The following is a 13,165-nucleotide window of genomic DNA, read 5'->3' as shown; positions in this document are numbered from 1 at the left end:
AATTGATAACGTTATAATTGAATTTTTGAACTGTAAGAGTTATAAAAGTATGGTCAAACTTTAGTCCACTTTGCGTTTCTTCCTTTTGTAACTAGCTTAATATGCCCAAATAATTGCAAGGAATTTAAAGCCTTACTGATTGTACTCTCTGCAATGTCTGGATAAGTGCTACGAATACTCTCCTTAGTAAAGGGGTGTTTTTGTTTAAGTATAAAATCCTGAATTCTCTCAACTTTAGTATGTTTACATATAGAATCTAGAACTGTGTTATGAAGATCTTTGTAAGCCTCTAAAATAATTGTTAAAAACGTTTTTAACCAAAAGCTACTATTATGTTCCTCGCAGTACCAATTCACGGAAGATTTATAAATCGAATTGTAATAATCAGATTCATTTTTCTTAATATATTTATCCAAACATACATGTTTTACAAATGTATGTCCACTCTTAATTAACAGTAATTGCATTAACATAAATGCTAGCCTGTTATTACCTTGATTGAAAGGGACAATGCAATAAAAATTTAATATAAAACGAGCTATTAATAAAAGCGAATGTAGTCCCTTACTAGTATTTAATGAGTTGTATTGATCACATAATTGCTCCATAAACTGCGGAATAAGTTCATGTGGAAGAATGCGGTAACTATTCAAGTGCATTCCATGCTCGGGAATACCTGGAATAATAAAAGGTTTTTCACGCCATTTGGCACTGTCAGAGGTAAGGTAATGTATTAGTTGAAAATGTAATTCCTGTATAGTTGCTGGATTAATTAATAAAGTACAGGAGTTTTTATGTACAAAAGAAAGTGTTTGATAATAACAAAAAATAGCATCTTCTGAAATATTTTGAGGTACTATATCATCTAAAATAAGCTCTTTTAATCTTTTATTAGGAACTTTTACATCTTCATAAATAGTTGTGAAATTTTTTATGTAATGTAGTGGTATAGTTTTTTCTAAATTATTAAATATGTCAGGGTTTTGTTCCTGATAAGCAGCTAATTTTCCTTTGAACTCGCTAATGTCACTTATTAAATTTATTAACCTCCTTTTTAATTCAATATTTTTATACTTATCATCAAAAAAGTCTCTCATTTTTGTTCCCCCTGTAACCCCTTAACACGTTGTTGCATGTATCTTTCCATTCTAAAGGTATTCCACGACATCATTGTAAAATAACGACATTTTTATTCTGATTTTGATCGTGTTTCAGAATCTATATTTTTATTTGGTATTTAAAATATAGAAATTATAAAGAAGAATCGTTAGGATTCAATTTTAATAGGCATAATCCTAACATCAAATGTACAAATGTACAATAAAAAAATAAAAAATATAAAACTATCGACTCTTTTGAAAGATAATAAATTAATTGTAGGTATAAATGTGTTTTAGTTTAAGAGTAAATATTGAAGTGGTAATAAAATTTTCACAGTTGAAAAAATAGATAAGTGATTAATTTGTGACAGTTATGTGCCTAATCTATTCATTTGCAATGATGAGAATTCCACAATTAAATCCTAACGAGCCTAAATTTCTATATTTAGCCTAAAGATTAGGGGGCTATATTGATGAAATGTATCATTAAATATAGAAATATGTAACGTTTAACACTTGTATTGTAAAATATATTGACATAAGTTAATTTAAATACTAGGTACAGGAGCAGTTAATAACAATTCAGTAAAGTACCCTTTAAACGTTTCACCCTAAAAACGTTTATATTTATTAATAATTGCAAGCACACTGAAGTTTTTTGTTTGTTCCTGTACCTTATTAGGTAAAAATAATATAATAAATTGATGGAATGTTATGGAGGAAATTGGATTTTCAATTCCTTTCTTTTACATTATCAATCTATAGATGATTTGTTTAAAATAAGGATTTACAGGGTAGAAGATGACTATTCACCAGTACTATAAAGTTAAGTTGGATATTTTATGGTATCTTATAGGAATAAATATAAGATTAAAAGGATTTGTGTACATTCACCATGTGAATATAAGTAAATTATTTATTGTGTTTTTTAAGGTTTAGAAAATATGTGTGAATCTAGCTTTGGAAATGACTTATTTGCAAGTTATATAATAGAAATGTGAAGTCTAGAAGAAACTGATATTATGAGTTCCTTCCAGACTTTTTTACTTTAAAAGTGTATTTTTTCTAAATAAGGTATAATTCCTTAAATTAATATTTGAATTTTTTGTGAAATTAAGTGAGGTTTTCATTCCTCTATTAATACATAATGTTACAAAATAGAGTTATTGTATTTATTTTATTTTTATATGAGATTAAAAATAATAATAAATATAACAATGTATGAGTGATATTAGTATATTTACTAGTAATTTGTTCGTTTATCTTTATATTGCTATTATATTAGCGATAACAATAATATATTGGGGGGACAAGAATGAATTTGAAATTTACATCTAAATTTGAAAGATTAAGAAAAAGTAAAAAAGGAATTGGTGCTTGTGTTTTAGTTGCAGGGATGACGGCTATTACAATGATTCCTCAAAGTGCGTATGCACATGGATTTGTTGAAAAGCCAAGCAGTCGTGCTACTTTATGTAGTCAGAATTATGGAGCATTGAATTTAAATTGTGGAAATATAATGTACGAGCCTCAAAGCCTAGAAGCACCTAAAGGATTCCCAGATGGTGGACCGATTGATGGGAAAATCGCTTCGGCAGGAGGACTATTTGGAGGGATTCTTGACCAACAAACATCAAATCGCTGGTTTAAAAATACGATTATGGGTGGAGCAAATACATTTACATGGAAATATACAGCTGCACATTCTACAAGTAAATGGCATTATTACATTACAAAAAAGGGATGGGATCCTAATAAGCCATTAACACGTGCTGACTTAGAACCAATTGGAACTGTGAAACATGACGTTTCGGCCGCATCAAATAATTTAACACATACAATTAATGTACCAACTGATCGCAATGGTTATCATGTTATTTTAGCTGTATGGGATGTAGCAGATACGTCAAATGCGTTTTATAATGTAATTGATGTAAATCTAGTAAATAATGAAACTCCCGATACAGTAGCTCCAAGTCAACCAACTGGATTAAATGCGTCTAAAGTTGTTGCCAATAGTGTTACACTAACATGGAAGGCCTCTACGGATAATATAGGTGTAAAAGAGTATCAAGTGTTACGCAATGGAGAATTAATTGATACGGTACCAGGTACAACATTTATTGATAAAAAGCTAAAAGCAAATACGGAATATACCTATACAATAAAGGCATTAGACTCTGCTGGAAACATATCAAAAGAAAGTGAAAAACTAAAAGTTAAGACAACAAATGAAACCCCAGATATAGAGGCTCCGACTCAACCGAAAGGATTACATAGTATGAGTACAACAGCGACAACTGTTGATTTGATGTGGAGTCCGTCTGAAGATAATGTAGGTGTAGACCATTATACTGTATATAGAGAAAGCGCTGGAGTTATGAATAAAATTGGGACAACGGCTAATACATCCTTTATGGATAAAGAATTGAAGGCTAATACATCGTATAAATATGTAGTAACGGCGGATGATTTAGCTGGAAATGAATCTAGTAGAAGTGATGTTTTGAGTGTAACAACAAAGGCAGAGGATTCCACATATGAAAAATGGGATGCGAGAAAAGCATATACTAAAGGTGATAGAGTAGTACATGAGGGAAAAGTGTATGAAGCAGTTCAAGATTATCAAGGCAATGGTGACACAAATTGGATTTTTGCTCTATCGCTTTGGAAGGCAGTTTTGAATAAATGATAATCAGGAAAATGTAGTTAACATTTTTGGGTTTTTCTTTGAAAATAAAGGGTGTTCGAAAAATAAATTCTCTAATGGTCTAAATGATGTACTAATAAATTTAATCCCCATCTAATGTTTACGAAATGAAATTAACAAAAAATCCCAATGGTATTCCATTGGGATTTTTTATTTTCTAATTTGTAATAGCGTATATTTTCACAGTGAATTTGTTAGTGGCACCAATGGGACTTGCGATATAATATTTAGCATTTGTGTAAGCTTCAGTCCTAGATCCATGTGAAATATTTTTCCAACGAATAGAATCGGTACCTAGGGAAACATCAATCATTACATTGAAAGAGATAGTAGAAGGATGATCTTTTTCTGAAGGTTCAATAACCCATTTTAATTCTTTGGTACCTACAGGTAAACTATCAATTTTAAAGTTTTGACTGGATCGATTTTTTTGTCCGGATAAAGGGCTAGATTCGGATGGAATTTGCGAAATTAATATCTCTTTTTCATTTGAATGTACACCATTTAATTTAATGATACTATCAATTAAACCTGGTCCAGGAAAATCAGCTGCGATAATACCAGAATGTCTAATTCCACCTTGTTGTAAGAGTTCGGTCCCAAGTGTATTCATCCCACCATAATACACTTGCCCATTTCTATCGCGGGGAAAATCACCCCACGCATTAGTGGAATTCGTTTGAATTAAATTAGGGTTACTATCAGTATTTCTATTCTCTTTTCCGCTGGCAACAAACCAAGGATATACATTATTTAAAAATGCGGCTGCACCACCCGTACCACTAAAATGGTTAAGATATATTTTTCCATTATTAAAGTTAGTATTTGCACTTTGTAGATGAATTTTTATCGCATTCCATTTTTCATATATTTCGTTTGGTCCGCTTCCAATTTCAAATTTATCTTGTATATTCAAACTATCGTAATCAATACCGTACAATTGAGAGGATGTAAAGTTTTGTAAGACTACAATTTTACCTCGGATATCTCCTAAAGTAGGGTTGTTTTTGTCTATAGTTGGTACGGAATTAGGATCCCAAAAATATGAAGCATTAACGTTTTTATATTTTAAAAATATCTCCTCAAATGATGGAGATCCACTTTCAGGTGTAGTTTCTTCTTTTAAGCGCATTAAAATTGTTTCTGTCGGATAATCTTTTAAAAATTGAATTGCGTCTTTTAATACATCTTCAAACACTGCTTTTTGATTTACAATGCCATGGTACATTGCAAAAGAATCCTTTACACGTTTAACGCGCATATCTACATATCGAATTCCAGAATTTAATTGTTGGGGTAGACTCATAGTTTGATTTCTTGTCAAATTTTCATCAAGAAAACTTGCTCCATGTAAAGCCATTGTACCATGAGTTCCTGGAATAGATATTTCACTTAATTTTGTTAAATCAGCTACTTCTGACATCCATGATGGATTCTGATATCCTATATTGGGTTCATAAGAATAACCTGGATGACTATCAGCTAAAATAGTAGATGGTGCACTTAAAATTGCTAGTGTAAAATAAGTGAGGATACTAATTTTAAAGAAATTTTTCATTTTTATTTTGTTCATTATATCTCTCCTGACTTTTAAACAATAGCTATAATAAGATGGTTTTTTACTATATTTATTGTTTGTTATTCCTAATGTAATGAATTTTTGTAATTAAAAAGAGGTAGTGAGCTAACTTAAGATATTATTAGTTTATTGTAATAATTTATATCTAATAGCCAAACGGATTTTTAAAAAATTGAAGCATAGATAGGTAAAAATAATCTTTTTGCTGTATTGTATACAAACAAAACAGAAGCCTTAAAAAGACTTCTATTTTGTGACATATTATGAATGATAAGGTGGTTAACAAATTAAGATAATGTGAGTGAGCGGTAAAAATCTATTTATAGCTGTTTCAGGAATTTCTTATAACAAGGCTATTTAGGAAAAGTGGTCCCTACAATGCTAATAAAAATTAAAACATTTTACTCATTAAAACTTAGACTAACTACAGTTGCGATAGATTGGGCTGCATGTTCCCAGCTTCCATCTATAACTTTACCAATCTGCTGACCAAGTGTATTTAAATCATTTGGATTAACTGGAATTCCATTATACGCAGCAAGAATTGATAAAAGTGGAGCAGCAAATGGTGTCCAACCACCTCTATCAATATTAAATACAGGCTTATCTACTACTTTTCCATCTTGCACAGTAAACTCATAATAAAATTGATCATCTGGACGGAAACTTAAATGATGAGAAATTTGTCCCTTAACATATTTTTTTCCTCCACCTAGATTTACTACTTCTATTTCTTTTACGTTAAATTCATGCTCAAATACTTTTATTTTTTTGATTTCTGGACCATTTAAGGCAGCATTAACAGCTGTTTCTAAATTATTTTGTGCTAATGGTTGAATACCCATTTGAGCCTCTTTTTGTTGGATAGGAGCCTCTTTTTCTGCAGCAAACACTGATGTAGTTGGTAGTGCACCTGTAGCTAATGTAGCTGCAAGTGCTGTTGTCATCATGATTTTTCTTTTCATCTTCATAGTTTTTCTTCCTCTCTTAAAGTTTTGATATATAATCTTTTAAAGACTGACATTGTGCAATATTTTATTTAATAATGCACAAAAAACTGGTTTAAGAATTATGTGGAATTATGTCAGAGAATTAAAATTAATTATATATGTATTTAAGATGATATCTATCTACACATGTTTTTTCAATTTTTAGATAAATGTAATAGTAATGACTTCTTAAGAGTCAATTTAGTACCTTGTTTATCTATAGAAATCCTATAAACAAACTAATTTCATAGTGAATGTAATATATTTGATATTAAATGTCTTACATAATGCTATAAAATTTCACAATTTTTAATCATTATATATATCTAAAAAAGGTAACAGTATATGAGTGATATGTAATGCTTGTAATAGGTGTGAATTATGTGATCCACCTATTGTAACAGCTAATATGTAAGTTCTTAACTTTCTTAAAAACATTATCTATCTGACTTCGTGAAAAGCATTTTAATGGATCATTTTAATTTGATATAAAAAGAGGACGCATTATTATTTACGTCCTCTTTTTATATATTAGATAAATTTAAGCAGAAACTTTTATTTTAATTATGTAGATTCACGAATAATTAAGTTAGTAGGATATTCAATAATTTTACGTTTAATAGATTCATCTGTATTTATATATAGTAGTATCTCGTTAACGGTTCGTTTACTCAGTTTAACAATTGGAATATCAATAGTACTAATTGTTGGGGTTGTAACTGTACAAATTAATTGATTATCATAACCACAAACAGCTAAGTCAGTTGGAATAGAATACCCTTTAATAGTAGCTCCTTTAATGACTCCAGCAGCAACTTGATCATTTCCTGTAAATAATGCAGTAGGTTTATCTTTTAATTTATCTAGCTTCTCAAAAATTCTAAACCCATCATTAATAGTAATTGCATCTCCAAATAGCCATTTTTTATTGAATGGTAATTGTTTTTCTTTTAAGGCATGCAGATAACCTTGTTGGCGTTTTAATTGTGCTTGACTATTAAGAGAATCAAAACAAAAGCCAATTTTTTTATGACCTTTGCTTATTAAATGTTTAACAGCTTTGTATCCAGCTTCAAATTCATCGTAACAAATTATCGGAATAGGTGCATTTTCCTCATACTCATTACAAAGTATTATGGGCCCATATGCTAAATAATGCTCTATATTTTCCCAACTATTTTCTAGGGATGCGAGAATTACACCATCTACAGCTTTATTCTTTAGTAAGGAAAGTAATTCAAGTTCAATTTTTTTCTCATAAAAAGTCTGATAAATTAGCAATTTGTAATTATGCTTTAATAATTCTTTAGAAATTTCTCTAGCTAATTTTCCGAAAAAGGGATGATCTATATTGGGAATTGATAGTGCAATGGTTTGTGTCTTATTTATCCTAAGATTCCTTGCAATAGAACTAGGAGTATAGTTGAATTCTTGCATTACTTTTATTATTTTCTCACGTTTTTCTGAATTTACATAAGGATGATTATTTAGAACTCTTGAAACCGTAGCATTTGATACATTACATAATTTAGCTATTTCATTAATTGTTACCATAGAGAAACCCTCCGTAAAAAATATGTTGACATGTAATCGATAACATAAAATATAGTCTACTCATGATTTTCAAAATAATTTCTTAGAGGTGATTTAACGTGAAAACTCTTACTACAATTTCTGGACATAGTAAAGACAATTTAGCTTTATTAAAGTGCCTACAGGGGGAAACAAAAGAAAAAGAATTTGAAATTAGTAATATATTACCGAATCACAAGATGAAAGAGAAATTATTTAGGGAAAACAAATTGAAAATAGATATTGATATAGAAAAAGATATTTTCAATTATAGCAGAAAAAATATACAGAAAATAGAATTTATGCCAGTAAATCGGTTGATTTCTCAAGATGAGGTTGAAAAAATTATAGGGGTTTTAAAAGATGTTTTACTGACAGGTCAATTCACAAGTGGCCCATTTTCAAAAAAACTAGAAGAAGTAATCGGAAGTTATTTGAATAAAAAGTTTGTAATTGCAACAAGTAGTGGTACAGATGCTCTAATGGTGTCATTGTTATCTATCGGTATCCAGCCGGGGGATGAAGTAATTATGCCAGCTAATAGTTTTGCTGCTACTGAAAATGCTGTGTTAGCAGTCGGAGCAAAACCTATATTTGTAGATATAGATCAGAAGAGTTATTGTATTGATCCGTCTAAAATCGAAGAAGCTATAACCCAAAAAACTAAATGCATTTTGCCAGTACATTTGTATGGTAAACAATGTGAAATGAAAAAAATTCGTGAAATTGCGGATATATATCAATTAAGAGTTATTGAAGATGCATGTCAAGCTATTGGTTCTTCAAATCTTGGAGAATATGGAGATATTATTGTTCTTAGTTTTAACCCATATAAGAATTTTGGTGTATGTGGTAAGGCAGGTGCAATAGTTACCGATAATGAAACTCTTGCAATACGTTGCAATCAATATAGTTATCATGGATTTGAAATTGATAAAAAAAATAAAAAGGTATTAGACTTTGGATTCAATTCTAAAATTGATAATTTGCAAGCAGCTATTGGTTTGGAAAGAATTAAGTACTTATCATACAACAATTTAAAAAGAGCGTATTTAGCTCAACGATATATACGTGATTTAAAGGAATTAGAAGATAGAGAATTAATTAAGCTACCTAAGATGACAGAAGATAATGTCTGGCACCTTTTTCCGATTAGAGTTGAAAATGGAAGAAGAGACGAGTTGAAAAATAAATTGTACCAATTGTATAACATTGAAACAGATATTTATTATCCGGTATTATCTCATAAACAAAATACTAAGAGGGTAAAGGAAAATGATTTGCAAAAAAATATATTAAATACAGAGCAAGTTCATAAAGAAATATTACATTTACCTTTACACCCAAACATGATGTTAGAAGAGCAAAATTTCGTTTTGGAGGGATTATTCAATGTCAATAAATAATGAAGTTCTAAAATCTTTAAATTTTGAAAGACTACCACAGGTTCAAAAACCTAAATATGTAGTGTTCTGTGATTTTGATGAAACTTATTATTCTCATAACATGGATGATTCTAAAAGAAGCAATATGAAATTGTTAGAAAAGTATTTGTATGAACACGGAAGTAAAGGGGATTTAGTAATTGGTTGGGTAACGGGAAGTAGTTTAGAATCAATTGTTGAAAAAATGAAAAGGGGTGGTATTCAGTATTTCCCTCATTTTGTGGCGAGTGGATTAGGTACAGAAATAACGTACTTTGATAGTAATGGGACTACTATAGATGATCAAATTTGGGAGGAGAGAATTATAGAGGGTGGTTTTGATTCTTCAAATATTGAAAGAATTCTTAAATTGCTAGAATTAAAATATGAAATTTTTTTAAGACCTCAGACACAATTAGGAAGTTCTAAGTACAAATTTAATTTTTATTATGAAGAGCAAAATGAATTTATTGATGCAAAGAATTTAGAAAAGATAGAAGAAATCGGAGAAATATTCCAAGTGGGAGTTAATATTAACAAATGTAATCCATTAGCTGGTGATCCAGAAAATTGCTATGATGTAGATTTTATTCCACTTGGAACAGGTAAAGATGAGATAGTGAAGTTTATTTTAGACAAGTACGAACTAGATAAAACAAATGCCATTGCTTTTGGAGATAGTGGGAATGATTTAAGAATGCTACAAGCTGTAAGACATGGTTATTTAGTAGAAAATGCAACAGAAGAAGCCAAAAACACACACTCAATGTTAGCTCAAGGTGAATACTCGATTGGAATTTTAAATACTCTAAAGCACATTATTAATTAAAAGGGGATGTTCATATAATGAATATTGGGATTATAGGTGCAGGAAGTATTGCAAGAGCTCATTCTAGAGCATTATCAACTGTTGATAGTTGTAAATTAGTTGGAGTGTATGATGTTAATAATGAGAATGCCCAAAAGTTGGTAGGGAATTTTGGTGGGAAGGTTTTTAATAGCTATGTAGAGTTACTTGAAGTAGTTGATGGGGTAATAATATCTTCACCGAATTTTTGTCATAGATCTCAAGCTGTTCAAGCGTTATTAAAAAACAAACATGTGTTATGTGAAAAGCCAATGGCAATTTCTTGTGAAGAAGCAAAATACATGATGACAATAGCAAAAAATACTAATTTAGTCGCTTCAATGGGGTTTAACTATCGCCACCTATCTTATGTTAAGGCTTTAAAACAATTAATTCAAAATGAAGAATTAGGGGAAATAGTAGTGGTAAGATTGCATTTTAAAAAGAATAGCGCTTTTAGGAGAACTTCGTTTACTTGGCGAGATGATTTTCAAAGCAATAGAACTAGTGGGGCCTTGGGAGATTTAGGAATTCATCTAATAGATTTATTATGGTTTTTATTTGAGAGTGATTTTAGAGAGGATACTGTTCGAACTAAAATTAAAACAAATGTTAAGGAAAAAGAAAGTAAACCAGTTTTTGTTGATGACTATGCTGAGGTTTATGGCCAATTGAAAAATAAGGTTTTTGTTAATATTACAACATCTAAAAGTTCATTTCTTGACGATTGTGGTTTTAGTATAGAGGTAATAGGTACGAAGAAAGAATATAAGTATTCTTCTAAAGAGCCAAATAAATATATACTCTTTGATGGATTGGAAAAACATGAAATCCCGTTACCATTACCTTTACTAGTCGATCCAGAAAACGAGATTTTTGAATGGTCTGATTCTTTTAGAAGTGAAATTATAGAATGGGCTAAGGCTGCGGAAGGTGGGCCAAATAAGTCTGTAGCAACATTTGAAGATGGGTTTCGTTCACAAGTAATATTGGATATGTTTTTTGATAAAAGCAGTAGTAATAAAGAACGATCTGTAGCAACTATTTAGTTTTATGGTAAAAACAGGGGTTTAAAACTTTTACTTAAATCCCTGTTTTTATTTTGGATTGGAGTTGAGAAAAGATGCGGTTAATATTTTATTATGGTTGCTTGTTTTATTTTATTGTAGGAATAATACATGTTTGTATAGGTAGTTTAATTCCTTCATTAATACAATATTATGGAAGAACCCCTGATCAATTAGGTGTTTTAATATTTTTTCAATTTACGGGTTTTTTATTTGGTGTTCTAAGTTCACCCATACTAGTAAGAAAGTATCATTATTTTAAAACAATAACATTAGGTGTTTTAGTAATGTCCATCGTTTTAGGAGGTTTTATGTATATTAAAGAATGGGCATATTTAGCCGTTATTTGCTTTGTATTAGGCTATGGAGCAGGTTTGTTAGAAACTACGGTGGGTTCCTTTATTATTTCAGCAGAAAGGAATAGTGCTGCTAAATTTAGTATTCTCGAAGTATGGTTTGGGGTTGGGGCGCTAGGGTTTCCGTTACTAGTTAATTATATTACAAAATTTTATGAATGGTATTTTATTCTTTATGGGATATTACTATTCTTTATTTTTACACTATTTGTTTGGTACATGCTTGGACGTACAAAATTTCTAAATTTTTCTCCTCAAAAAAATGAAAAGGGAGGAGCATCCCTTTCCTCATTCACTCTTAAATTTAAAAGTGAAAAGATTAAAGTTATAGTATTTATTTCACTTTTTGCATTCTTATATGCAGGCATAGAAACCAATCTTGCAAATTTTTTATCTACAATAATGATTCTTACCAATAATGAATTAATCAGTTCAGTAAGTATATCTTGTTTTTGGCTAGCCATAGTTATAGGAAGAATACTTGTAGGTAAGTTAGCTCATAAATTTAATTATTGGACATACATTACATCTAGTTGCTTTACATTAGTGATTCTATTATTTCTATTCCCCTTTGTTCAAGGTACAGGTATGTATTTGTTTATCATCTTCATTATTGGTTTAGTTATAGCGGGTGTTTTTCCAATAACATTAATCCTAGCCTCCCGTATTATGGAAAATAATATTGATGAAGTGACTAGTTTATTTATTGCATCGGCCAGTTTAGGGGGGGCACTAGTATCTTTTCTAATTAGCTGGAGTCTATCATTAAATACTATAAAGGTTACTTTTGGGATATTTTCACTTTTCGCATTTAGTTTAGGTTGTATTATTTTTAAAATGAGAAAAATTTCTACTTACAGTAATGAAAGTGCCAAAAAAGTAGAAAATATAAAAAATTTATAGAAAAATTTTTATAATGTGAAAAAGGTAATTATATTTGGAATCCCCAAAAAAGATTGATAAGGTTTAAAATTCTGTAAATACAAAATTGGAGTTCATTAAAGACGAAGGCTTCGAAAGTGTAACAATAAGAAAAATTGCGGCATTGTCGGATACAAATATTGCGCTTGTAAATTACCATTTTGGCTCAAAAGAAAAGTTGATTAGTGAGACGATTAAAGTCTTATTAATTAGCTTTCAAGGCGCTTTTTCTATTTTAGATGATATTAATGTGCCAGCAAAAGAAAGATTAAAAATATTTTTACTTGATTATGTACTAGTAATTCGGCAATACCCTGAGTTAGTTAGGAAAATTATTGCAAGGGGAACTACGGTATTTACATCTCAATACGAATATGGTGATTTTTTGAAGAGGCTCGTTTTTAGTAAAGTGAAGAATATTTTAAGTGAAATAACAAATGAAACGGATCAGGAAATTTTAATGATGATGATAGTGCAAATATTCGGATCCATTTTTCTCTCAGCATTAATGATGCCAATTCTTGAATTAGGGGCAGATATAAGAATACTGCCTGTAGAAAAACAAATTGATTTCCTATTTGAACGCTATTTTTAAAAATT

At 30.0% G+C, this 13,165-nt stretch carries 10 protein-coding genes; 6 read left to right on the top strand and 4 right to left on the bottom strand.

What is annotated here, in order from left to right:
* Nucleotides 1-53 precede the first annotated feature (53 nt).
* Nucleotides 54-1,097, bottom strand: a complete 1,044-nt coding sequence (locus tag AC3WTA_RS02830; protein ID WP_001204204.1) for a Fic family protein — start codon at nt 1,095-1,097, stop codon at nt 54-56.
* 1,318 nt (nt 1,098-2,415) lie between these two features.
* Between AC3WTA_RS02830 and AC3WTA_RS02825 the strand changes: the two genes are divergently transcribed.
* The gene (locus AC3WTA_RS02825) at nt 2,416-3,792 is read left to right on the top strand and encodes a lytic polysaccharide monooxygenase (RefSeq protein WP_001049446.1); all 1,377 of its coding nucleotides are present in this window, start codon (nt 2,416-2,418) and stop codon (nt 3,790-3,792) included.
* 175 nt (nt 3,793-3,967) lie between these two features.
* Here AC3WTA_RS02825 and AC3WTA_RS02820 read toward each other — a convergent pair whose 3' ends face one another.
* From AC3WTA_RS02820 to AC3WTA_RS02810, 3 genes are all read right to left on the bottom strand, one after another.
* On the bottom strand, nt 3,968-5,383 hold the full coding sequence (locus tag AC3WTA_RS02820; RefSeq protein WP_098656187.1) for a phosphatidylinositol-specific phospholipase C: 1,416 nt from the start codon (nt 5,381-5,383) through the stop codon (nt 3,968-3,970).
* A 407-nt stretch (nt 5,384-5,790) separates the two neighbouring features.
* Nucleotides 5,791-6,360 (bottom strand): hypothetical protein, encoded by a 570-nt coding sequence (locus AC3WTA_RS02815; RefSeq protein ID WP_000782799.1) that lies wholly within the window; start codon nt 6,358-6,360, stop codon nt 5,791-5,793.
* A gap of 582 nt (nt 6,361-6,942) precedes the next feature.
* Entirely contained in the window at nt 6,943-7,932 is a 990-nt protein-coding gene (locus tag AC3WTA_RS02810; RefSeq protein WP_000256376.1) for a LacI family DNA-binding transcriptional regulator, read from the bottom strand.
* A gap of 98 nt (nt 7,933-8,030) precedes the next feature.
* On the opposite strand from AC3WTA_RS02810, the gene AC3WTA_RS02805 reads away from it, so the two are divergent.
* From AC3WTA_RS02805 to AC3WTA_RS02785, 5 genes are all read left to right on the top strand, one after another.
* On the top strand, nt 8,031-9,356 hold the full coding sequence (locus tag AC3WTA_RS02805; RefSeq protein ID WP_000855147.1) for a DegT/DnrJ/EryC1/StrS aminotransferase family protein: 1,326 nt from the start codon (nt 8,031-8,033) through the stop codon (nt 9,354-9,356).
* Nucleotides 9,343-10,203 carry an HAD-IIB family hydrolase gene (locus tag AC3WTA_RS02800; RefSeq protein WP_000026449.1) on the top strand — a complete coding sequence of 287 codons (861 nt, stop codon included), beginning with the start codon at nt 9,343-9,345 and terminating at the stop codon, nt 10,201-10,203. The genes AC3WTA_RS02805 and AC3WTA_RS02800 overlap by 14 nt, the downstream gene beginning before the upstream one ends.
* 17 nt (nt 10,204-10,220) lie before the next feature.
* Nucleotides 10,221-11,270, top strand: coding sequence for a Gfo/Idh/MocA family protein (locus AC3WTA_RS02795; RefSeq protein ID WP_001020533.1), 1,050 nt, complete (start codon nt 10,221-10,223; stop codon nt 11,268-11,270).
* Between the two features lie 74 nt (nt 11,271-11,344).
* Nucleotides 11,345-12,547, top strand: a complete 1,203-nt coding sequence (locus AC3WTA_RS02790) for an MFS transporter (RefSeq protein ID WP_001236740.1) — start codon at nt 11,345-11,347, stop codon at nt 12,545-12,547.
* A gap of 85 nt (nt 12,548-12,632) precedes the next feature.
* Entirely contained in the window at nt 12,633-13,160 is a 528-nt protein-coding gene (locus AC3WTA_RS02785) for a TetR/AcrR family transcriptional regulator (RefSeq protein WP_098656790.1), read from the top strand.
* Nucleotides 13,161-13,165 lie beyond the last annotated feature (5 nt).

It is taken from the genome of Bacillus sp. EB106-07-01-XG149, from assembly GCF_058791555.1.
This window is presented reverse-complemented; position numbering and strand designations above follow the sequence as displayed.